Genomic DNA, 21,097 nt, shown 5'->3' on the forward strand with positions numbered 1-21,097 from the left:
CTCGTATCGATCAGTCGGCGTGGATCTGCGCGCCGCAGTCCCTATCGCCTGTACAGGAATGCACCGCCCGTGTCGTGCCGCCATCGCCGACCCGCCATGGCGATGCGGAGAGCGGCGCCTGGCGATTGCCCCCGAGAAGATCGAGCGCCCGCATCGCCGTCTCTTCGCCGACCTCGTCACGCTTGACGATCTCGACCTCCTTGAAACCGATAGCGGCAAGCTGCGGCATCACCACATCGGGGTCGCCCGCCACCACGATCAGCGACGGATCGAGCGACGCCAGGGCCAGCGCCTGTTTCTGAACCGCATCGAGCGTCAGCTTTGTGCGCGCCGCCATGCGGGTTTGCTGGTCCTCCAGCGTCGATCCGCTGCCGACCGCGCCAATCAGCGAGGAGAACAGACCAGCCGACGTCTCGGCCGATCCAGCCAGCGCCCGGCGATAGACAGTCACCGTGCGGTCGACCTCGTCCTGCGCCACCGGCAAGGTGGTCAGGCCGGCAAAGCCTTTCAGGATTTCGGTAATCGCCGGCCCGGTGTTGGCGCGCTCGACGGTGGTTGCCACGACCAATCCCGAGCCGGCCTTCATCGGGCTCATCAGATAGCTCGACACGCCATAGGAGTAGCCCTTCTCCTCGCGGATCACCGAATTCAGCCGGCTGGAGAAATCGGCGCCAAGCAGGTTGGAGACCGCGGTCGATTCAGCGCGCTCGCTCTCGTCGGTGCCGGGCGCCGGCCGCGCCACGAACAGCGCCGACTGGCTGGCGCCGGGTTCGGGCACCAGCAGCACTTTCTGTCCCCCGTTGAAATGCGCCGCCGGCGACGGCTCGACGGCATAGCCGGCGGTGTCGCTTGTCCACGCGCCGAATGCTTTTTCAAGGCTGGCGGCGACGGTCGCGACCGGCATCGGGCCGACGCTGTAGAAGGTCACCGCCTTCGGCGTGAACTCCGCCTTGAATGCGTCCCTCGCCTCGTCGAGCGAGATCGAGGCCAGCGCCTTTGCCGACCAGTCCACCGCTGCCTTGCCCGGCACCTGCGGGATCAGCGTCGCCTTTGCCATGCGGCCGGCAACGCCGGGCAGATCCGCCTCGCGGCCGTTTAGCCAGTCGACCGTCTGCGCCATCAGCACCGTCCATTCGGTCTTGTCGAAACGAGGCTTCAGCACCGCGTCGGCGAGCAGGCCAATACCCTGGTCGAGCTTTTCCGGCGGCACGCCAAGCGTCATCATCGTGGTCAGCGTTCCGGCCTGGTGGCCGACGCCGGCGCCGATGTCGCTGGCCGCCTTGGCGAAATCAGCCGAGCCGCGATCGGCGGCCCCGCGTGTCGCCATGCTTGCTGCAAGCTCCAGCAATCCCTCCTTGCCTTCCGGCACGCTGTTCCAGCCGCCGGCGGCACTGGCCGCGACATAGACCATCGGCGCTTCCGGCATTGTGTAGTGGACGAGTTTGATGCCATTCGAGAGCGTCGCCGTTTCCATGGCGGGCAGTGTTGCCGAAGGCGCTTGCCCGGCCGCATGCTTCGGAATGTCGATCGCCGCTCGCTCCGGCGCGGTGAACGGCTGCGGTGTGCCGGACGACCCGATCAGTGCATCGGGATAGCCGCCACGCGGGCCGGGCTTCAGCACCAGTATGCTGGCGTCTTCCGGTTTCAACAGCCGCTTCATCGTTGCCTCGACGCCCGCCACGCTGGCGTCCTTCACCCGCGGGTCGTCCACCAGCGCGCTCTGCGCATCGCCGAGCACGTCGGCATTGTAGGAGACGACGCCGGCGCGATCCTTCAGTGCTTCGCTGCCGAGCCGCGCTGCCTGCAAGATGCCGGTGCGCGCACGCTCGACATCGACCGGATCGAGCGGGGTCTTCAGGAAATCCGCGAACGCCGTTTTCATCGCGCTTTCCAGCGCTTCCGGCGCCACACCTTCGGCGGCACCCGCCTCGAAGGTAAAGCGGCCACCGAGCAGACCGCCGGTCCAGCTCGCGCTGGCATAGGTGGCAATGCCCAACTGCGAAACCAGCCGGTTGCGCAAAAACCCATATTCGCCGTTGCCGAGCAGTTCGGCGGCAATGCTGAGCGCACCATTGTCGGGCGACTGCGCCACCGGGCCACTGAAGCCGACCACGACGATGGGGCTTGGCACACGATCCTCGAGCACCAGCTTGAGCCGGGCCTGCGTCGGTGCCGGCACGGCGGGCCGCGCCACATCGGCGCCGCGCGCCACGCGGCCGAACGTGTCGGCAATCAGCGCCTTGGTGTCGTCGATCTCCAAGTCGCCGACCAGCACCAGCACCGCATTGTTGGGCAGATAGTAGCTGTTGAAGAAACCCCTGACATCGTCGAGCGTCGCCGCATCGAGATCGGCGACCGAGCCGATAACCATGCGGCTATAGGGATGCGGCTTCGGGAACAGCCCGGACCAGAAAGCTTCCCAGCCGGATGCGCCGGCCCTGTCGAGCACGTTCTGGCGCATCTCGTTCTTGACCACCGAGCGCTGCAGATCGAGCTTGGCCTGAGTCACCGAGCGGCCGATATTGGCCATGCGGTCGGCCTCCAGCGACAGGATCATCGGCAATGACGACGACAGCCCGTCGACGTAATAGACCGTGCCGTCTTCGGTGGTCCAGGCATTGATCTCGTTGCCGAGCGCGGCATGCGCACCGAACACGTTCGGCCAGGCCGGCGTGCCGGAAAACATCAGATGTTCGAACAGATGCGCAAAGCCCGAGCGTCCCGCGGGTTCATTCATCGACCCGACGCGGTAGCGCAGGTTCATCACCACCTTCGGCACGCGATGGTCGGGCACCAGCACCACCTGCAGCCCGTTGTCGAGCGCATAGGTAACGGTCGGCTCAGCCTTGGCGGGCGCTGCCATGCCGGCAAGAACCGCAAGCACCACCGTGAACGCCAGGAAAACCTGCTTCATCATGACCCCCGATGCTGATGGCCGCGAGCAAGCGCCGCCAAATCCGCCGTATGACCGAAGGGATGCCCACCCCTGCCGGCTGCCGAGACCCTATCGGAATCGATCGGCCCTCGATACGGCAGTATCGCAACACCCTCTGGCTTTTTCGTGTCAGCGTTTCAGGCCTTTTGCGGCGGAAAAGGCCGCGAAAGCCGCCCCTGAGTCGCTTGAGTCCAATAATATTGATTTTGTCAAATCGCGTTTGATGTCGGATTCATCTGCGGGTAGATTAGACCCGAATCAGCCGGTCCTTGGGGGGCGCGGCGACCACCCAAAGTCTCAAGTTCCGGCCAATGACCGGCACCAGACGCGGACGGCTTCGCGTTCCCTGAATGGATTCGGCGATCAGCGCGACCGCCGCGCCGTGTGAGTGCTTCGTAAACGTGATGCGTCTTCAAGTTCGGCCGCTGCCAACCCCAGCGTCCGGGCTCAAGAAAAGACTCCGGCCATGACATACAACCAAAGCATCCAATGAGCAGTTCCGCCGCGCTTCTCCAATCCGATACGTTAGGCTCGCGCCTTGAATCGCGCGGCGATCTCACCTCCTTTTTCATGCAGCTTGCCGCCGAGATCGGCGCCGACAGCTACATGCTCGTCGCCATCGTCCACGACCAAGATCGCAACGACGCCCGCATCGTCTCATCCAACTGGATCTTCGACGCCATTGAACTGATCGGCAAGCGGCTGATCGCCGGCCTTGCCCAGGGACCGCTGACCGTTGCACCTGGCATCCGCCCGAGGCCACTGGTCGCCGCCGCGGCGCCCGACGCCGGCGGACTGCTCACCGGCGAAGAGGCGCGCCTGCTCGACGTGCTTGGCCATGCCGAAGTCTATTCACTGCGGCTCAATGTCGGTCGCCAGCGGCTGTTTGCGCTTTTCTCGGCGGCCGAGGCCGGCAGTATCGACCAGCCGGCGCTGATGAAGGCTCAGTTGAAGTGCTGCTACGCGCTGTCCGCTATCCCGCAATTGATCGCCGCCGTCGCCATGCAGGACCCGCTGTCCGACCGTGAGCGCGAATGCCTGTTCTGGGTGTCTGAAGGCAAGACCACCGATGAGGTCGCGGTGATCCTCGGGGTCTCGTCCAACACCGTCAACAGCTACATCACCCACGCCATCCAGAAATTCGCGGCCTCGAACCGCGCGATGGCCATCGCCACGGCGATCAGGAGCGGCATCATTTGAAACACGCTGACATCAAGGCGGCGGCCGAAGCCCTTTTCAACGAGCAGCGCAATCCGTTCGGCGCCTTCTCCATCGGTTCCGAGACGCACCATGCCGTTACGATCCCGGACGCGGTGCGCCGCTGCCGCTGGATCGCCGTCGACATCAACGCGTCGGCGTTTGGCCTCTATTTCGTCAGCCCCTCGCCGGAACGGGCGCGCCTGGTGCCGAGCTTCGATTCCGACTATCCAGCCACTGCTGTTGCGACCAAATTCATCGCCGGCGCCAATGGCGAGGAGATGGTACGCCACAGCGGCGCCTCGACAGCGCCGCGCTGGTGGGCCGATGACGGCATCGCCGGCTCGGACGCCGTCTTCAAGAACCTCGCCTGGGCGGAGCGGACGGCGCCGCTGGCGCCGGGCACCAACGGCATTGCCTTTCCCGTCCACGCCGATCGCGGCCATTGCGGGCTGGTGGTGTTCCTCGGCTCGACGATCGCTCTGCCGGAGGACACGCTCTACGAAATCCACGCCCGCTGTTTTTCGCTGTTCGCCGCCGTCGCCCGCATTCGTCCGAACGATGCCGGCCGGATGCGGTCAATCTCCAAGCGTGAACTGGAGTGCCTGAAGCTGACCGCCAACGGCAACACCAGCGAAGAGATCGCCAGGCTGTTGAAGCTGTCGGTCCACACCGCCAACCAGTATCTCACCCAGTCGACGCAGAAGCTCAACGCGGTCAACCGCAACCAGGCGGTGGCCAAGGCGCTGCGGCTGGGGCTGATCGAGTGATCGCGTCTGGCAGTTGGGGTAAGACAAAAGATCAGCGATAGGCGAGCGGCTCGGTCCGGCGAATCCGCGCCTCTTCGATCACCGTCTCCAGCAAGGCGGTGTTGTGCTCGGGGTCCTCGCCCGGCTTTTCGAACGACACATAGTTGACCGCGACCGAAGACCTCTCCTCGCTCAGCGTCAGCTGGAAATAGACGGTGACGCCCGGCGGCCGAAGCTCGAGATCGAGCACGATGCGCGGGCTGCCGCTCCAGTCGACATGTGCCTCTCCGCCATGGCCGAGCCTGAGCGTGCCCGGCAGGAAAAAAAGCTCCACAGCCGAATCCACCAGATCCGACAGGCAAGCGAAATGCTCGAGCCGGATGAAGGCGATGTAGTCGGCGACGTCGATCAGCCGCAACTCGTCGACCACCTGCTCGATGGCCTTGGCGACGATGAGTTCGCGGGATTTTGCGTGCGGTTGGCGGTTCATGAAATTTGTCTCCGCTCAGCCTTTTTGGAGTAGACGATCCGCACCAGTTCGGCGACGGCCTGGTAGAATTGCGACGGGATCACGCTATCAACCGAAACTTGCTTGTACATGGAGCGGGCAAGCGCCACGTCCTCGAAGATCGGGATGTTGTGCTCCTTGGCAATCTCGCGAATCTTGAGCGCCACCAAGTCCTGGCCCTTGGCCAGCACCAGGGGTGCTGAATCCTCGTCGCGGACATATCTGAGCGCGATGGAAAAGTGCGTCGGATTGGCGATGATCAGCGTCGCGCGCGGCACGGCCGTCATCATCCGCTTGCGCGCCCGGTCGCGCGCCAGCGAGCGCAGCCGCGACTTGATGATCGGGTCGCCCTCGGACTGCTTGAACTCGTCCTTGACCTCCTGCTTGGTCATCCGCAGATCCTGCTTCCAGTGGAAGCGCGACCAGACGACGTCGACCGCCGCGATCAGCCCCATGACGAAGACGATCGCCACCAATATGTCGACGGTGATGCTTTTGATGACGAGGCCGAAAGCGACGGGGTTGGTGATCATGCCGGCCAGGAGCTGGCGGTAGTCCTGCGATAGCGTGAAGTAGAGCACGATGCTGGCGAAGCCGAGCTTGCCCAGCGACTTCAGGAACTCGACCCAGCCCTGAATGCCGAACATCCTGGTCCAGCCTTTGGCTATCGAGATGCGCGACAGTTGCGGCCGGATCCGCTCGCCGACGACTTGCGGCATGTTCTGCAGCACCGAGGCGCCGATGCCGGCCACCACCAGCAGCGCCAGCAGGCTGACAACGGCATGGCCGATCTCCATCATCACGGTCTTGTAGAGCGCAATGACGTCGGTCTCGGTGTCCATCGGCCACGCCTCGGGCTTCTCCAGGAACATCGACAGGAACATGCCGAGATTGACGACCGCGTCCTTGGCGTAGAAGACGGTGAACACCAGTATAGCGATGAAGGACGCCAGAAGTGCGGCCTCCCTGGAATGGGGCAGCTTGCCCTGTTCGATGGTGTCGCGGATCTTCTTTTCGGTCGCGTCTTCGGTTTTGGAGTCTTTGTCCGCCGCTTCAGCCATTGTGGGGTCTGTTGCTCAGCGTCAGGCCGCTTCGCTCTGCTGCGATGAAGGGAGTTCAAATGCCCCCTCTCGCGACAGCCGGATTGTAGCCACGGCAACGGTCTTGCGCGCCGTCATGATGTCGGCAAGCTGGATACCTTCCGAGCCTTGGCCGAGCTCGGACTCGATCATGCGCCGCGACCGGGCGCCGATCGCCGACAGCACCGACTCCGTCAATGCGGGCGCCGCACCGCGCAGCGCCAGCGTGATTAGTTCGGTCGACAGCCCGTCGAACAGAAGTACCCTCGCCTTCTGCGTCAAAAGCGGCAGATCGTCGAAGGCAAACAACCTGGAGCGGACACCGCCGAGGTCCGGCGTGCCGGCCTCTTCCAGATCCTGCATGACCTCTTCCAACTGAGGCTTGTCCATCTCGTTGAGCATACTGGCGACGCGCGCCTGTCCCGCCGAGATGTCCTTGGTCGCGGTCTGCGCCAGCACGCTGGCGCGCAGCTGGTTCTCGATGATCCTGGTCGCCGCGTCCGGAATGGTCGCCATCGTCACCATGCGCTTGATGATCTGGCTGCGCATCGGCTTTTCCATGGTCAGCAAAATGTTGGCGGCGGCCTGCGGCGCAAGCTTCGACAGCACCATGGCCGCGGTCTGGGGATGCTCGGCGGCAAGGAACGTGCCCAGACGCGTCGGCTCGAGCTTTTCCAGCTCCGGCCAGATCGGCGGTGGTCCTTCCGGCGCAACCTCGAAGCGCTTGTCGCCCATGATGGCGCTCATCTCTTCGGGCGACAGCGATTCATTGAGGATCGTGTCCATCCGGTCGGCGGAATCGAGCAGGCCCGCGCCTTCGGTGAACTCGGCCTCGAATTCGGCGACGATGCGTTCGAGGTCGCTTTGCGGAATGGTGCGCAGCAGCCGCGCCCCTTCGATCAGTGCCTTCAGTTCTTCTTGCTTGAAGAATTTCAGCAGCCGGCTGGCCGAAGGCTTGCCCATCGCCACCAGGATGGCGGCGGCCTTTTGCGGGCGCGTGAGCGTCACCGGCGTCGTCATGGCATAAGCTCCGATCGCTGCTGAGACCGCATGTCGTCTAATCCTCAGGCGCTCTTGGCGGCAGCGATAATTTCGGTCAGCCTGATGCCGAAGCGCGACGGATCGCTTTCCAGCACGGTGATCTCGCCGCGCGCGATCTTGCGGCCGTTGACCACGACATCGACCGGTTCGCCGATGCGCCGGTTGAGCGCCACCGTCGAGCCCTTCTGCAGCGCCATCAGGTCCGACACCGGCATTTCCGTACTGCCGAGGATGATCTGCACATCGACCGGGATGCTCATGATGATGTTCGAATTGGCGCCGGACGTGGCAGCCCGCAAGGCGGCGTCGGGGCGCTTTTCCTCCTCCTGGAGGACACCGCGCAATTCCTCGATGGCGCGGTCGAGCTGTTCGTCCGGCTGGTCGATATTGGCTTCCACCTTGGTCTTGGCCATCAGTCGTCTCCAAATGCTTGGGCTTGCCCGGCGTCAGCCCGGCATGAGCCCATCGATAAAATCCTGACCGGCATCGTAAGGATGCCTGATCCGGACGGTGTAGTTCTGCCCGAGTTTGCCGAACTCGCAGACAAACAGCGTCTTGTCGCGCGCGCTCAGCTTGGCCTGCGACTGCGCGGTTTCCTCGAACTCGATGACCTGGCCTGGCTCGAAACCGGCGAGATCGCCGAGCGTCAGGCGGGCCAGCGGCATGGTCGCTTCGAGCGTCACCGTCGAGCGCATCACTTCTTCGGAAAAACGTGCCCGCCAGTCGGAGGTCGTGCCTTCGCTGTCGTGGACATCGGCGATACCGCGTGTGGCAAGCAGAATGCGCTGCGGGATCATCACCGTGACCGTTCCGCTGTCGGTCGGCGTCGAGATGCCGAAGACGATGCGCACCGCCGCGCCATCGCGCAGCACGCGACGCTTGGCTTCGCTGCCCGAAAGCGCCCGCGGCACCGGCAGCCGCAGCTCGAGCGAGCGCCGGCCCGATCCGTTCAACGCCTGCGCAACTTCCTGGAAGACCGTGGTCGCGACATCGGTCTCGATCTGCGACAGAGCGCGCTCGATCGGCGAAACCGGCTGATCCGGATCGCCGCCGAACAGCGCGCACACCATCACGGCGATGGCCGGCGCATCAGCCACCAGCGTCATCGCATCCGAAGACGTCGGCGATGCTATGATGGCCATGGCAAAGGCATCGCCGGCATTCGTGCGGGCATCGGGAACACGGCTGATCTCGACCGCGCGCAGGTCGACGGTGACCGGTGCGCCGAGCTCGCCGGCCAGGCTCTTCTGCAGCAGCGGCAGCGCGCGCTCCCCCATCGAGCGCCCGGTGCCGATGACATGAGCGGCCTCACCGCTGTCACCGACCAGACGCTCGATGATCAGCGAGCGGGCTTGCGAGGGGCTGCCAGGACTTGTCATGACGGCGTGCGGTCCTGTCTGTCGTCATGCATGGCTCAAGCCGCTTTCTTCTCGGCGGAAGCTGTGTTCATCGTGCTTTGCTCGACGGCATCGATCGTCGGCCGCTCATAGGACGAGATGGTCTTGCGACCGAACTCGATGGCCACCTGCGGCAGAGCGCCGTTCATGTAGGCAAGCAGCGTCTGCTTGACGATAATATAGAGGCGGTTCTTCTTCTCGCGCACGGTCTTGATCTTGGTGGCGACCGGCCCGACCACCGCATAGGACAGGAAGATGCCGAGGAAGGTTCCGACAAGGGCAGCGCCGATCAGGCCGCCGAGGATTTCGGGCGACTGGTCGAGCGCGCCCATCGCCTTGACCACGCCGAGCACGGCGGCGACGATGCCGAGCGCCGGCAGACCATCGCCCACCGCCACCAGCGCATGGTAGGCCTTCATCTTGTCGGACTTGATGGTCTGGATTTCCTCGTCCATCAGCGCCTCGATCTCATGCGAGCGGGCATTGCCGATGATGATGATGCGGCAGTAGTCGCAGATGAAATTCGTCAGGTCGTGGTTCTTGAGCACGGTCGGGAACGCCTGGAAGATCGCCGACTCCTCCGGATTGTCGATATGCGCCTCGACCTCGCTGCGCGACTTCGAGCGCAGTTCGCGCATCAGGCTGTGCAGCACGCCCAGCGTCTCCAGATAGTCGCGCTCTTTCGGCACCGCCTGCTTGAACGCTTCGAGGATACCCCTGCCGGTGTCCTTGACCGTCTTCATCGGGTTGGCGACGAGAAAGGTGCCAAGCGCGGCGCCACAGATGACCACCGCTTCCCAAGGCTGCATCAGCACATGCAGATGGCCGCCCATGGCCATGAAGCCGCCGAGAACACAGCCGAGCGTCACCACAAGTCCGATCAGAATGCCCACGCCAGATCCTTCCGCATCACGTCAGGCCTAACCGATAGCCCCCGTGCCTTGTGTGAGGCTTGAATCATGCAAGGTGAGGCGATTCAGCCTCGCGCAAGCAAGTCCGCATACTCTTGCTTTTGAAGCTGCGACCGGAGGCATGTCGTGTTGAGCACTTTTACCAGCTACCAGCTCATCGCCAGGGACATCCCCAAGGCGATCGACCGCATCGAGGCGGAGCCGATCACCAAGCGCGACACCGACTACTATCTCGCCAACATCGGCAGCGTGAAATCGATCGACGATTTCGTAAAGAACGACCGGCTGTTCAAATATGCCATGAAGGCCTTCGGTCTCGGCGACATGGCTTACGCCAAGGCCTTCATGGTCAAAGCCCTGAAGGAAGGGGTGTCGGATCCTGACAGCTTCGCCAACAAACTGAGCGACAAGCGTTATGCCGAGTTCGTGTCGGCCTTCAATTTCGCCGCCCTAGGCCCTAATGCCACGAGCTACAATTCGGCGCAGCAGGGCGTGACCAACAATTACGGCCTCCAGGTCTCGGTCGGCCCTTCGCAGAACGGCTTCACCTACTACAAGGGCGAAACCTCGTACTACCTGAGCAACATCTCCAACGTAAAATCGATCGACGACCTGATGGGCAACGATCGCCTGCTCACCTATGCCATGGCCGCGTTCGGCCTCGACGCCGACGCCGAGCCGGCTGCGACTGTGCGGGCCATGCTGGAAGGCGGCGTCACCGACCCGAACAGCCCCGCAAACACGTCGACAAACAAGGGCTATGCGGCTTTCGTCGCGGCTTTCGACTTTGCCCAATATGGCGACCAGGCAACGGCGCGCGACGCCGTCCAGCAGGCGGTCCCAAAAGCTGTGATCGGCGGGACCGGGCTGCTGCTCGTCAAGCCGATCGCGCAATACATCAAGGGCGAGGCCGACTACTACGCAGCCAACATCTCCAAGGTGAAGTCCATCGAAGACCTGCTGAAGGACAAGCGCTTGCTGACCTTCGCCATGGCTGCCTATGGGCTTGATGCATCGACCCAGACGACGAAGCAGATCCGCACCATGCTTACCGGCGGCGTTGCCGATCCGTTGAGTCCCGCCAATTTGTTGACCGACAAAAGCTACGCCAACTTCGTCACGGCCTTCAATTTCGCCCAGTATGGTGATCAGACGACCACGCGCGACGCCGTGCTGAAGACGACGCGCAAGCTCTACACGACCGAGTCCAGCCTTGGGTTGATCAAGCCGAACGCGGACGCTGTCCAGGCCGAGACCAGTTACTACCTCGCCAACATCATCAAGGTGAAATCGGTCGACGATCTGATGGCCGACAGCCGACTCTACAACTATGCTCTGTCCGCAAGCGGGCTCGATCCGGCGACCACCAACAAGGATCTCGTCCGTGATGTCCTTGAGGGCGGTGTCCGCGATCCCGCCAGTGTCGCCAACAAGCTCTCCAACAAGGCCTATGCCAGGCTCGCCACCTCGTTGAATTTCGAGGCCTACGGCGAAGCGGCAACGACCCGCAGCCCGTCGCAGCAGCCGGTGGTCGACAAATACATGCGCCAGACCCTGGAAGAAGACGCCGGCAAGACCAATGAGGGCGTGCGGTTGGCGCTCTATTTCGAGCGCAAGGCCTCGACCATCACCAACTGGTACGACGTGCTGGCCGACACGGCCCTGGCCAGCGTGGTACGCACCGCCATCGGCCTGCCCGATTCCTTCGCTGCCGCAGATATCGACAAGCAGGCGCAGGCCTTCGAGGCAAAGCTCGACCTCACCGATTTCACCGACCCGGCCAAGCTCGAGAAATTCCTCACCCGCTTTACCAGCCTTTGGGAAATCAATCATCCGACCTCGACCGCCCAGACATCGATCGGTGTGCTGTTTGCGCAGCCGACCACCGTCGGCATCTCGACCGATCTGATGATGGCCATGCAGAAACTGAGATTCTGAGAACACCATGCAGGACAGCCTTTACGTCGCCCTTTCCTCGCAGATCGCGCTTGAGCGCCGTCTCGACACCATCGCCGATAATGTCGCCAACGCCTCGACCATCGGCTTTCGCGCCACCGGCGTGAAGTTCGAGGATGTCGTCTCCGGCAGCGGCCCCAAATCGGTGTCCTTCGCCTCCTCCGGCAAGACCTATTTGTCCGGCGCGCATGGCGCGATGACGCAGACCGGCAACCCGTTCGACTTCGCCGTCCAGGGCGATGCCTGGTTCGGCATCGACACCCCGGCCGGCACCGTGATGACGCGCGACGGGCGGTTTTCGATGAACGAGAACGGCGAGTTGATGTCGCTCGAGGGCCATCCGGTGCTGGATGCCGGCGGCGCGCCGATCCAGCTCGACCCGCGCGACGGTCCGCCCAAGGCGGGCGCCGACGGCTCGCTGCGCCAAGGCGACAAGCTTGTCGGCGCCATCGGCCTGTTCAATTTCGACCCCGGTCCGAACTTCGTCCGCTACGGCAATTCTGGAATCGTGCCCGCGCGTGCGCCGGAGCCGGTCACCGACCGTTCCGATCTCGGCGTCGCGCAGGGCTATGTCGAGGAATCCAACGTCAATCCGGTGCTGGAGATGACGCGCCTGATCATGGTCCAGCGCGCCTTCGAGAACACGGCGGCGCTGATGCGCCAGACCGATGCCTCGACCGACGACGCCATCAAGACGCTCGGCTCCAAGTCGTAGCAGCATGTCGAGCAGCAAATCATCGATACGCGCGCTTGAACGGCAACCGGAGACAGCACCGGAAAACCGGCTGGCTGCGCTGGAGCGGATCTGGCGCCGCTTCGACGATACCGAAACGCTGCTGCGGCGTGGTGGCCGTGTTTCGGAGGTTTCGCCGACGCATTACAAGGTGCGCGGCCTGTCCGAAGTCGCCAGGCTTGGCGACCTCGTCGAACAGCGCGGCAATGCCGGCACGCGCCGCGGCGAGATCGTCAGGATCGGTCGCGACGAAGTCGTCATCGCCCCCTTCGAACGCAGCGCCGACGCCGGCATCGGCGACGCCGTGTTTCGCCGCGGCCCGCTGACGGTAGCGCCGCTTGCCTCGTGGCGCGGGCGCGCCATCGACGCGCTGACCCGCGTCATCGATGGCGGCCCGCCGCTGATCAGGATCGGCGAGGCTGCGAGCGGCGACGGCACCACGCCCGGCGCGATGGCGCGGCAGCGCGTCGGCACCGCCTTCACGACCGGGGTCAAGGTCATCGACATCTTCACGCCGCTCTGCCTGGGCCAGCGCCTCGGCATTTTTGCCGGTTCCGGCGTCGGCAAGTCGACGCTGCTTGCCATGCTGGCCGGCGCCGACGCCTTCGACACCGTGGTCGTGGCGCTGATCGGCGAGCGCGGCCGCGAGGTACGCGAATTCCTCGAAGACACGATCGGCGCAGAGAGCATGGCCAAGACGGTCGCCGTCGTCGCCACCAGCGACGAGAGCGCCATGATGCGCCGGCGCGCGCCGGATACCGCCATGCGCGTTGCCGAACATTTTCGCGACCAGGGCCATCGCGTGCTGCTGGTGCTGGATTCGATTACCCGCTTTGCCCATGCGCTGCGCGAGGTGGCGACCGGCACCGGCGAGCCGCCGGTCGCCCGGGGCTATCCCGCTTCGGTTTTCACCGACCTGCCGAAGCTGCTCGAACGCGCCGGACCTGGCGCTGAAGGCCCCGGTATCAAAGGACAGGGATCGATCACTGCCATCATCTCGGTGCTGGTCGACGGCGACGACCACAACGACCCGGTCGCCGATTCGGTACGCGGCATCCTCGACGGCCATGTCGTGCTCGACCGCGCCATTGCCGAACAGGGCCGCTACCCCCCGGTCAATCCGCTGTCGTCGATCTCGCGCCTCGCCGACAAGGCATGGAGCCCCGAGCAACGCATGCTGGTGACCAGGCTGAAATCGATGATCTCGCGCTTCGAGGACACCCGCGACATCCGCCTGCTCGGTGCCTATCAGGGCGGCGCCGACGCCGAGCTCGATATTGCCGTGCGCCAGGTGCCGCTGATCTACGAGGCGCTGACGCAGTCGCCCAGGGATCGCGCCTCGAGCGACGCATTCTCCGACCTCGCCCGTCATCTGAAAGGCAAGCAAAGTGTCGATGCAGGAGACTGAGCTTCAGTACACCGAGCGGCTTTTGCGCGAGATGATCGCGGAGGCCAGTGCCGCGGAAGAAGCCCGGGCCAACGAAGCGAGAGCTGTCAGGGCAAAGGCCGATCTCGACAAGGCCGCCAAGGCTGAGGCCATTCTGGCCAGGGCCGCCAGGCCATTCTTGCCCAGGGTAGCCAGCGCAGTCGAGTCCACTGTGCCTCGCTTGGCCGAGCCTGCCTTGCCCAGCGTCGTCAAGCCTGAATTGCCAAGGACCCCTCGCGCCGGCCCCAAAGAAGCGATCGAGACCAGTCGTGACTCGCTTCTCGACGGGCTGTTCCCGGTCACCGAATGGCCGCAGCCGCCAAGGCCGCAATATCCCAGGCTCGACAAGAAATCCGACCGCCGCAGCGATATCGTCTTTGCCGCGCTCGGCATCACGCTTGGCCTGATCTGCGCGCTGTTTCCCTGGTATATCTTCTTCAATCAGGACCAGTTCGGCGTGCAGGCGATCAAGTTCGGCGGCAGCGGCACCAATGCAGGGCGGGTCAGCGGCGGCTCGCAGATGGAGAACAGCGGTCAGCCGCTGACGGCAAACGATGTTCCCGATGTCGACCTGTTCGCCACCGGCACGCTGCAGGACCCCGAGGACAAGACCCAGCCTCCCGGCGTCGACGAGCAGCCCTTCCCGGCGGACGCCAAATTTCGCATGGTTCATGTCGCCAATGGCCGCGCCATGATCGAGGACGATGCCGGCCTGTGGATTGTCCAGCGCGGCTCGAAGCTGCCCGACTCCAGCGTCGTCTCGTCGATCGAGCAACGCGGCGGCAAGTGGGTCATGGTCACCAGCACCGACCAGGTGATCGAACTCTCCAAATAGCGGCACACCGGCTTACGCCTGGCCCGCGCAAGGTCCGCGCAAGACTGGCAGCCTAGTCTTGTACGTACCAGCCTGGAGATCCCCATGGAGCCCGTCAACCTTTTCGATCTCGCCGCCAAGCAGTCGCAATGGCTGTCGGTGCGCCAGTCCGCAATTGCCGGCAACATCGCCAACGTCAACACGCCCGGCTACACCGCCGGCGATGTCGAGCCGTTCGAGAAGGTGCTCGACCGCACGGCAGTGTCGCTGACCGCCACCCAGGCAGGCCACCTCGGCACTGCCGCCACTAATGCCGGCTTCACGGTCAAGCCAGAAGAGACGACCGGCGCCATCATGCCCTCGAAGAACACGGTGGTGGTCGAGAACGAACTGATGAAGGCCGGCGAGGTCCGCCGCTCCTTCGAGCTCAACACCGCGATCGTCAAGGCCTTCCATTCGATGATGATGATGGCGGTGAAGAGCTGACAATGGACGCCTTGACCTCAGCCCTCAAGATCGCCGCGTCCGGCCTCAGCGCCCAGTCTGACCGTTTGCGCGTCGTTTCGGAAAATCTCGCCAACGCGCAGTCGACCGGCAACACCCCGGGCGCTGACCCCTATCGCCGCAAGACCATCAGTTTCGTCTCGGAACTCGACCGTGCCTCGGGTGGCACGACAGTTGAGGTCAACTCCATCGACCGCGACCCCAGCGACTTTCCCGTCGAATTCCAGCCCGGCAACGAGGCCGCCGACGACAAGGGCTACGTCAAGATGCCCAATGTAAACGTGCTGGTCGAGATGGCCGACATGAGCGAGGCCAACCGCTCCTACGAAGCCAACCTTCAGGTCATCAAGCAGGCGCGTGATCTGATCTCCATGACCATCGACCTGATGAGGAACCAGTAATGATCAGCGGCATTGGCGGTATCGGATCGCTTCCCCTCAAGCCGGAGATCGGTGGCGCCGATACCACGACCGACCTGTTCCAGGGCACCAGGGCGCCGATGGCCGGCAGCGAAATCGGCACCACCTTCGCCGAAGCGCTGAGCCAGGCTGCTTCAAAGACCGTCAACACCTTGCAGAATGCCGAGCAGGTGTCGATCCAGGCGCTGAGGGGCGACGCCGACACCCGCCAGGTCGTCGACGCCGTCATGAGCGCCCAGCAGGCCCTGCAGACCACGATCGCCATTCGCGACAAGGTCGTCTCCGCCTATCTCGAAATCAGCCGTATGGGCATCTGAGGAGAACTTGCCGTGAAAGCACTCGCCATCGCAGCGACCGGCATGAATGCCCAGCAGACAAATCTGGAAGTCATCGCCAACAACATCGCCAACATCAACACCACCGGCTACAAGCGCGCGCGCGCCGAATTCTCCGACCTGCTCTACCAGGTCGACCGCACGCAGGGCGTGCCCAACCGCTCCAATTCATCGCTTGTGCCGGAAGGCGTGTCGATCGGCCTCGGCGTCAAGACGACGGCGGTGCGCAACGTCCATACGCAGGGCGAACTGACCTCGACCGGCAACAGTTTCGACATGGCGCTGACGGGCCGCGGCTGGTTCCAGATCGAGGGCGGCGACGGCGGCACGCTCTACAGCCGCGCCGGCGCCTTCAACACCAACGCCACCGGCCAGCTGGTGACCGTCGACGGCGCCAATGTCATCCCGGCCATCACCGTGCCGACCGATGCCATCGAAGTTGTCGTCAACAAGACCGGCCAGGTCTTTGCCCGCATCGACGGCCAGACCGACCTCCAGCTGCTGGGCCAGCTGCAGCTCGCCAACTTTGCCAATGAAGCCGGCCTGGCGCCGCTCGGCGACAATCTGTTCCAGGAGACGCCGGCCTCCGGCCCGGCCAATGTCGGCGTGCCCGGCGATCCCGGCTTCGCCTCAGTCGAGCAGGGTTATCTCGAGGCCTCCAACGTCGATCCGGTCAAGGAAATCACCGAGCTGATCTCGGCGCAGCGCGCCTATGAGATGAACTCCAAGGTCATCCAGGCCGCCGACGACATGGCCTCGGTCGTGTCCAAGAACATCAGGTAAGGTTTGATGGTCTCTCCGGCCTCCCGCTCCGCGCTTTGCCGCACCGCGCTGATGCTCGCGCTGGTAGCCGGCGGTGTCCCGGCGTTTGCGCAGGAAGCGGCAAATCAGGAGACCACCACCCAGGTCGCAAGCAGTCAGGCAACCGGCGAGATCGTGCTGATCCCCAACCGGGTCATCTATCCCGGCGAGATGATCGACACCGGCGCGCTGAAACCGGTGACGCTGTTCCCCGGCAAGCACAGGCCAGATGCGGTCGCCACGCGGGCGATGGAACTCCAGGGCAAGGTCGCCAAGCGCACGCTGCTGCCCGGCCGCTATATCCCGGTCGCCGCCATCCGCGACGCCTGGCTGGTCGAACAGGGTGCCGCCGTGCAGGTCTATTTCATCGCGGGCGACCTCACCATTTCGGCCACGGCGGTGTCGCTGCAGCCGGGTGCCGCCGGCGATTTGATAAAGGTCCGCAACACAGACAGCGGCAAGATCTTTTCCGGCACGGTGATGGCTGACGGCACCATCCGGGTCAGCGCGTCATGAGACGCGGAGCTGCCCTTCTGCTCGCGGCCGTTGTCGGCCTGCAGCCGGCGCTGGCCGACGGTCTTACGCCGAACCAAAAGCGCGATCTTGCCGGCCAGAATGGCGGCGCCTTTGTCGATCCCGAATACGATCCGGCCACCACCAACCGCATGTTCAGGGTCTCCAACGGCCCAAGCTCTCTGCCACCCGGCCAGGTCGCATCGCGCATCAAGGACATTGCGCAGCTGCAGGCTTCGCGCGACAACCAGCTCGTCGGCTACGGCCTCGTCATCGGCCTCGCCGGATCGGGCGACAGCCTGCGCAATTCGCCCTTCACCGAACAGTCGATCCGCGCCATGCTCGAAAATCTCGGCATCGCCACCGAAGGCGGCAGCGCGCGGGCCAAGAACGTCGCCGCCGTCATCGTCACCGCCAACATGCCGCCTTACGTGCAGTCGGGCGCCCGCATCGACATCGACGTCTCCTCCATGGGCGACGCCACATCGCTTGCCGGTGGCACGCTGATAATGACGCCACTGAAGGCGGCCGATGGCGAAATCTATGCTGTCGGGCAAGGCTCGGTCATTGTTTCCGGCTTCACTGCCCAGGGCGATGCCGAAAAGCTGACGCAAGGCGTGCCGACCGCCGGCCGCGTGCCCAACGGCGCCATCGTCGAGCGCACAGTGCGCGCCGAATTCGAAGACCAGGCGCTGCTCACCTTGCAATTGCGCAATCCCGATTTCTCCACTGCCGTCCGCATCGCCGACGCCATCAACGGCTACACCTCGCAACGCTTCGGCACGCGCGTGGCGGCGGAGCGCGATGCACGCACCGTGCAGATCAGGCGGCCGAAGAATGTTTCGGCGGCGCGTTTCTACGCCGAGATCGAGAATTTGGTGGTCGAGACAGACACGCCGGCACGCGTCGTCATAGACGAACGCACCGGCACCATCGTCATCGGCAACGAGGTCAAGATCTCGCGGGTGGCGATCAGCCACGGCACGCTCACCGTGCGCATCACCGAACAGCCGAAGATCGTCCAGCCGGAACCGTTCTCCAAGGGCGTGACAGCGGAGGAACCCTTCACCACCATCGATGCCACGCGGCCTGACGCCCGCGTCAATGTGCTCGACGGACCGAACCTCGAAACGCTGGTGTCGGGCCTCAACCGTCTCGGCGTCAAGCCGGACGGCATCATTGCCATTTTGCAAGGCATCAAGTCGGCCGGCGCTTTGCAGGCCGATCTGGTTCTCCAATAGGCCATGCCGATGATCGATTTCTTTTCCCAAAAGCAGCACCGCCGAAGCGCAGCCTTGGCAGCTTGCGTCATCGCCGCCACCGTCCTTGCCGGCGGCACTGTCCGCGCGGAAGAAGCGGTGCGGCAGGTTCTGCCTGGCGGGCAACAGCCGGCGGCAATGCAGCAGCTGGTCCGCGAGAAGGTGCCCGATGAAAGCGAAATCCAGCGCTTCTGCTCCAACATCGCCGACGCCGCCCGCGACCGCCGTTACGCGCTGCAGGCCGAAGAGTTGAAGCAGTTGCAGGCTGGCATCGACCAGCGCATGAAGGCGCTGGACGACAAGCGCGCCGAATACGAGCAATGGCTGAAGCGGCGTGAAGTTTTCCTGGCCCGCGCCGAGGATGGCGTCGTCAAGATCTATGCCGGCATGAAACCGGATGCCGCGGCCGAGCGCCTGGCCATGGTCAACACCGATCTCGCCGCCGCCATCCTGATGAAACTCGATTCGCGCAAGGCCGGCGTCATTCTCAACGAAATGGACCAGAAGGCGGCAGCCACGCTCACCGGCATTATGGCCAGCGCGGCGCGAAGGGTAGACCCGTCATGAAGTCGCATATACTCGCCCTGGTCGCCACCGCTTCACTTGCCGGCTGCGCCTCCGACCCCAGGGAGATCGGCAGGGAGCCGGCGCTGTCGCCGGTTGGCACCGGCATTACCGGCAGCGTCAATGCGCCCTACTCCTATCCCGAAACGCCACCCGCGCCAGTGAAGAAATTCTCGCTGTGGGATGATCGCCAGAGCCGGTTGTTCACCGACCCACGCGCGCTGCGCGACGGCGACATCCTCACCGTCAGGATCAAGCTCAACGACAAGGCCAACTTCAAGAACCAGAACGACCGCAGCCGCACCGCCGGGCGCAAGCTCGGCTATGACGTCAACCTCGGATGGGAAGGTGCCACCACCAGCGGCAAGGGCGACGCGGGGCTGAGCTCCACCACCGAAACCAATGCGGACGGCGAAATCAAGCGCTCGGAGAACCTCGAGCTCAACGTCGCCGCCGTCGTCACCGAAGTCCTGCCCAACGGCAATCTGATGATCCGGGGCTCACAGGAGGTGCGCGTCAATTACGAGCTCAGAGTGCTGACCATCGCCGGCATGGTGCGTCCATCCGATATCGGCGCTGAAAACACCATCTCTTATGAACGCATCGCCGAGGCGCGCATCTCCTATGGCGGCCGCGGCCGCGTCAGCGAAATCCAGCAGCCCGCTTACGGTCAGCAGATCCTCGACCAAGTCCTCCCCTTTTAGGACTGGAGAACGGCGCCGTGGCAAATGTCGAACAGGTTCAGCAAAAAAAGGGCCCGTCGCTTGTCATCCAGCTTGCGATGCTGCTGGCGGTGACGGGCGCCGCGATCGGCATGGGCTGGATGTCCGGCGGCTATCTGAAGGGCGTCGGGGGACCGGTGCCTGTGCCCGCCGCACCGGAGAACCAGTCCAATGCCGAGCAACCGAGCAAGGCGGCCGAACATGCTCCCGGCACCGGGCCGACGCTTGTCCAGCTGGCGCCGATCACCACCAATCTGGCTTCGCCTGCTGACACCTGGATAAGGCTGGAAGCGTCGGTGGTCTACGATGCGCCGCAGCCGCCGGAACTTACCGAAAGCATTCACCAGGACCTGCTTGCCATGGTCCGCACCCTGAAGATGCATCAGATCGAAGGCGCCAGCGGCTACCAGCATTTGAAAGCCGACCTCGAGGAGCGCGCCGCAATCCGCAGCGGTGGCCATGCCAAACAGGTTCTGATCAGGACATTGCTGCTCGAATGAGAAAACTCGTCCTCGCCGCCGCGATCGTCGTCGCCGCCACCTCTGTCGCCGCCGCCCAGCAGCTCGATCTCGGCGGCATCGGCAAGGCCGACGGCGCCACCGTCGGCTATATCATCCAGATGTTCGGTCTGATCACCGTGCTGTCGGTGGCGCCGGGCCTGTTGATCATGGTGACGAGCTTCACCCGCTTCGTCATCGCCTTCTCGATCCTGCGCGCCGGCATCGGCCTGCAGTCGACGCCGGCCAATCTGATCCTGATCTCGCTGTCGCTGTTCATGACCTTCTACGTCATGGCGCCGACCTTCGACCAGGCCTGGAACACCGGCGTCAAGCCGCTGATGGACAACCAGATCAGCCAGACCGAGGCGTTCGAAAAGATTTCGGACCCGTTCCGCACCTTCATGCTGCACAATGTCCGCGACAAGGACTTCGACCTGTTCGCCGATCTCGCCCGCGAACGCGGCCAGGTCGTTGCCAGGGACACCGTCGACCTGCGCATCCTGGTGCCGGCCTTCATGATCTCCGAAATCCGCCGCGGCTTCGAGATCGGCTTCCTGATCGTGCTGCCGTTCCTCGTCATCGACCTGATCGTCGCCACCATCACCATGGCCATGGGCATGATGATGCTGCCGCCGACCGTCGTTTCGCTGCCCTTCAAGATCCTGTTCTTCGTCCTCATCGACGGCTGGAACCTGCTTGTCGGCAGCCTGGTGCGCTCCTTCACCTGACCGTCC

23 protein-coding genes are annotated in these 21,097 nt (G+C 64.1%); 16 read left to right on the forward strand and 7 right to left on the reverse strand.

Features of this window, described 5'->3' with window-relative positions; translation table 11 throughout:
* Positions 1–10 precede the first annotated feature (10 nt).
* On the reverse strand, positions 11–2,917 hold the full coding sequence (locus NKI35_RS07365; protein ID WP_352739309.1) for a M16 family metallopeptidase: 2,907 nt from the start codon (positions 2,915–2,917) through the stop codon (positions 11–13).
* Between the two features lie 507 nt (positions 2,918–3,424).
* Between NKI35_RS07365 and NKI35_RS07370 the strand changes: the two genes are divergently transcribed.
* Both NKI35_RS07370 and NKI35_RS07375 read left to right on the forward strand, forming a co-directional pair.
* A complete protein-coding gene (locus NKI35_RS07370) occupies positions 3,425–4,135 on the forward strand; it encodes a helix-turn-helix transcriptional regulator (RefSeq protein ID WP_023683473.1) in 711 nt (236 codons plus the stop codon).
* Positions 4,132–4,902 carry a helix-turn-helix transcriptional regulator gene (locus NKI35_RS07375; protein WP_023740997.1) on the forward strand — a complete coding sequence of 257 codons (771 nt, stop codon included), beginning with the start codon at positions 4,132–4,134 and terminating at the stop codon, positions 4,900–4,902. The genes NKI35_RS07370 and NKI35_RS07375 overlap by 4 nt, the downstream gene beginning before the upstream one ends.
* 31 nt (positions 4,903–4,933) lie before the next feature.
* Here NKI35_RS07375 and NKI35_RS07380 read toward each other — a convergent pair whose 3' ends face one another.
* Genes NKI35_RS07380 through motA form a run of 6 tightly spaced genes read right to left on the reverse strand, consistent with a single transcriptional unit; the run spans position 4,934 to position 9,799 of the window.
* Entirely contained in the window at positions 4,934–5,371 is a 438-nt protein-coding gene (locus NKI35_RS07380) for a BspJ family T4SS effector nucleomodulin (RefSeq protein ID WP_023671756.1), read from the reverse strand.
* Positions 5,368–6,450 (reverse strand): flagellar biosynthesis protein FlhB, encoded by a 1,083-nt coding sequence (gene flhB, locus NKI35_RS07385; protein WP_352739312.1) that lies wholly within the window; start codon positions 6,448–6,450, stop codon positions 5,368–5,370. The genes NKI35_RS07380 and flhB overlap by 4 nt, the downstream gene beginning before the upstream one ends.
* A gap of 21 nt (positions 6,451–6,471) precedes the next feature.
* Positions 6,472–7,488 carry a flagellar motor switch protein FliG gene (locus NKI35_RS07390; protein ID WP_023740996.1) on the reverse strand — a complete coding sequence of 339 codons (1,017 nt, stop codon included), beginning with the start codon at positions 7,486–7,488 and terminating at the stop codon, positions 6,472–6,474.
* 44 nt (positions 7,489–7,532) lie between these two features.
* Complete coding sequence (gene fliN, locus NKI35_RS07395) at positions 7,533–7,922, reverse strand: flagellar motor switch protein FliN (RefSeq protein WP_023671753.1); 390 nt, start codon at positions 7,920–7,922, stop codon at positions 7,533–7,535.
* A gap of 33 nt (positions 7,923–7,955) precedes the next feature.
* Complete coding sequence (locus tag NKI35_RS07400) at positions 7,956–8,888, reverse strand: FliM/FliN family flagellar motor switch protein (RefSeq protein WP_023683478.1); 933 nt, start codon at positions 8,886–8,888, stop codon at positions 7,956–7,958.
* Between the two features lie 35 nt (positions 8,889–8,923).
* On the reverse strand, positions 8,924–9,799 hold the full coding sequence (gene motA, locus NKI35_RS07405; protein ID WP_023671751.1) for a flagellar motor stator protein MotA: 876 nt from the start codon (positions 9,797–9,799) through the stop codon (positions 8,924–8,926).
* A 144-nt stretch (positions 9,800–9,943) separates the two neighbouring features.
* On the opposite strand from motA, the gene NKI35_RS07410 reads away from it, so the two are divergent.
* The 14 genes from NKI35_RS07410 to fliP all read left to right on the forward strand — a co-directional run bounded on the left by NKI35_RS07410 (position 9,944) and on the right by fliP (position 21,091).
* The gene (locus NKI35_RS07410) at positions 9,944–11,755 is read left to right on the forward strand and encodes a DUF1217 domain-containing protein (RefSeq protein ID WP_352739314.1); all 1,812 of its coding nucleotides are present in this window, start codon (positions 9,944–9,946) and stop codon (positions 11,753–11,755) included.
* Between the two features lie 7 nt (positions 11,756–11,762).
* Positions 11,763–12,488 carry a flagellar basal-body rod protein FlgF gene (gene flgF / locus NKI35_RS07415; protein WP_023671749.1) on the forward strand — a complete coding sequence of 242 codons (726 nt, stop codon included), beginning with the start codon at positions 11,763–11,765 and terminating at the stop codon, positions 12,486–12,488.
* A gap of 4 nt (positions 12,489–12,492) precedes the next feature.
* On the forward strand, positions 12,493–13,914 hold the full coding sequence (gene fliI, locus NKI35_RS07420; RefSeq protein ID WP_352739316.1) for a flagellar protein export ATPase FliI: 1,422 nt from the start codon (positions 12,493–12,495) through the stop codon (positions 13,912–13,914).
* Complete coding sequence (locus NKI35_RS07425; protein ID WP_502897127.1) at positions 13,895–14,767, forward strand: hypothetical protein; 873 nt, start codon at positions 13,895–13,897, stop codon at positions 14,765–14,767. The genes fliI and NKI35_RS07425 overlap by 20 nt, the downstream gene beginning before the upstream one ends.
* A gap of 84 nt (positions 14,768–14,851) precedes the next feature.
* The gene (gene flgB / locus NKI35_RS07430) at positions 14,852–15,232 is read left to right on the forward strand and encodes a flagellar basal body rod protein FlgB (RefSeq protein ID WP_023683310.1); all 381 of its coding nucleotides are present in this window, start codon (positions 14,852–14,854) and stop codon (positions 15,230–15,232) included.
* 2 nt (positions 15,233–15,234) lie between these two features.
* A complete protein-coding gene (gene flgC / locus NKI35_RS07435) occupies positions 15,235–15,651 on the forward strand; it encodes a flagellar basal body rod protein FlgC (RefSeq protein ID WP_023686341.1) in 417 nt (138 codons plus the stop codon).
* Positions 15,651–15,986: a flagellar hook-basal body complex protein FliE gene (gene fliE, locus NKI35_RS07440; protein ID WP_023673649.1), complete on the forward strand. Its 336-nt coding sequence runs from the start codon at positions 15,651–15,653 to the stop codon at positions 15,984–15,986. The genes flgC and fliE overlap by 1 nt, the downstream gene beginning before the upstream one ends.
* 12 nt (positions 15,987–15,998) lie before the next feature.
* Positions 15,999–16,787 (forward strand): flagellar basal-body rod protein FlgG, encoded by a 789-nt coding sequence (gene flgG, locus NKI35_RS07445; RefSeq protein ID WP_023673650.1) that lies wholly within the window; start codon positions 15,999–16,001, stop codon positions 16,785–16,787.
* 6 nt (positions 16,788–16,793) lie between these two features.
* Positions 16,794–17,321: a flagellar basal body P-ring formation chaperone FlgA gene (flgA, locus tag NKI35_RS07450; protein ID WP_352739320.1), complete on the forward strand. Its 528-nt coding sequence runs from the start codon at positions 16,794–16,796 to the stop codon at positions 17,319–17,321.
* Complete coding sequence (locus tag NKI35_RS07455; protein WP_023755004.1) at positions 17,318–18,559, forward strand: flagellar basal body P-ring protein FlgI; 1,242 nt, start codon at positions 17,318–17,320, stop codon at positions 18,557–18,559. Before flgA ends, NKI35_RS07455 begins: the two co-directional genes overlap by 4 nt.
* A 3-nt stretch (positions 18,560–18,562) precedes the next feature.
* Positions 18,563–19,144 carry a MotE family protein gene (locus tag NKI35_RS07460; RefSeq protein WP_031195437.1) on the forward strand — a complete coding sequence of 194 codons (582 nt, stop codon included), beginning with the start codon at positions 18,563–18,565 and terminating at the stop codon, positions 19,142–19,144.
* A complete protein-coding gene (gene flgH / locus NKI35_RS07465) occupies positions 19,141–19,845 on the forward strand; it encodes a flagellar basal body L-ring protein FlgH (RefSeq protein ID WP_023673654.1) in 705 nt (234 codons plus the stop codon). Before NKI35_RS07460 ends, flgH begins: the two co-directional genes overlap by 4 nt.
* 17 nt (positions 19,846–19,862) lie before the next feature.
* Positions 19,863–20,363 carry a flagellar basal body-associated FliL family protein gene (locus NKI35_RS07470; protein ID WP_023673655.1) on the forward strand — a complete coding sequence of 167 codons (501 nt, stop codon included), beginning with the start codon at positions 19,863–19,865 and terminating at the stop codon, positions 20,361–20,363.
* Positions 20,360–21,091 carry a flagellar type III secretion system pore protein FliP gene (fliP, locus tag NKI35_RS07475; protein ID WP_023686348.1) on the forward strand — a complete coding sequence of 244 codons (732 nt, stop codon included), beginning with the start codon at positions 20,360–20,362 and terminating at the stop codon, positions 21,089–21,091. Before NKI35_RS07470 ends, fliP begins: the two co-directional genes overlap by 4 nt.
* Positions 21,092–21,097: the final 6 nt, after the last annotated feature.

This window comes from Mesorhizobium sp. M0676 (genome assembly GCF_040320535.1).
Classification (GTDB): domain Bacteria; phylum Pseudomonadota; class Alphaproteobacteria; order Rhizobiales; family Rhizobiaceae; genus Mesorhizobium.

Bases quoted from the DNA above. Each gene is read 5' to 3' on its own strand.
- fliP (WP_023686348.1), top strand. From the start codon at position 20,360: ATGAGAAAACTCGTCCTCGCCGCCGCGATCGTCGTCGCCGCCACCTCT.
- flgH (WP_023673654.1), top strand. From the start codon at position 19,141: ATGAAGTCGCATATACTCGCCCTGGTCGCCACCGCTTCACTTGCCGGC.
- flgB (WP_023683310.1), top strand. From the start codon at position 14,852: ATGGAGCCCGTCAACCTTTTCGATCTCGCCGCCAAGCAGTCGCAATGG.
- fliE (WP_023673649.1), top strand. From the start codon at position 15,651: ATGATCAGCGGCATTGGCGGTATCGGATCGCTTCCCCTCAAGCCGGAG.
- NKI35_RS07400 (WP_023683478.1), bottom strand. From the start codon at position 8,888: ATGACAAGTCCTGGCAGCCCCTCGCAAGCCCGCTCGCTGATCATCGAG.
- flhB (WP_352739312.1), bottom strand. From the start codon at position 6,450: ATGGCTGAAGCGGCGGACAAAGACTCCAAAACCGAAGACGCGACCGAA.
- flgC (WP_023686341.1), top strand. From the start codon at position 15,235: ATGGACGCCTTGACCTCAGCCCTCAAGATCGCCGCGTCCGGCCTCAGC.
- NKI35_RS07460 (WP_031195437.1), top strand. From the start codon at position 18,563: ATGCCGATGATCGATTTCTTTTCCCAAAAGCAGCACCGCCGAAGCGCA.
- NKI35_RS07365 (WP_352739309.1), bottom strand. From the start codon at position 2,917: ATGATGAAGCAGGTTTTCCTGGCGTTCACGGTGGTGCTTGCGGTTCTT.
- NKI35_RS07380 (WP_023671756.1), bottom strand. From the start codon at position 5,371: ATGAACCGCCAACCGCACGCAAAATCCCGCGAACTCATCGTCGCCAAG.
- fliN (WP_023671753.1), bottom strand. From the start codon at position 7,922: ATGGCCAAGACCAAGGTGGAAGCCAATATCGACCAGCCGGACGAACAG.
- flgF (WP_023671749.1), top strand. From the start codon at position 11,763: ATGCAGGACAGCCTTTACGTCGCCCTTTCCTCGCAGATCGCGCTTGAG.
- NKI35_RS07455 (WP_023755004.1), top strand. From the start codon at position 17,318: ATGAGACGCGGAGCTGCCCTTCTGCTCGCGGCCGTTGTCGGCCTGCAG.
- NKI35_RS07390 (WP_023740996.1), bottom strand. From the start codon at position 7,488: ATGACGACGCCGGTGACGCTCACGCGCCCGCAAAAGGCCGCCGCCATC.
- flgA (WP_352739320.1), top strand. From the start codon at position 16,794: ATGGTCTCTCCGGCCTCCCGCTCCGCGCTTTGCCGCACCGCGCTGATG.
- fliI (WP_352739316.1), top strand. From the start codon at position 12,493: ATGTCGAGCAGCAAATCATCGATACGCGCGCTTGAACGGCAACCGGAG.
- NKI35_RS07370 (WP_023683473.1), top strand. From the start codon at position 3,425: ATGAGCAGTTCCGCCGCGCTTCTCCAATCCGATACGTTAGGCTCGCGC.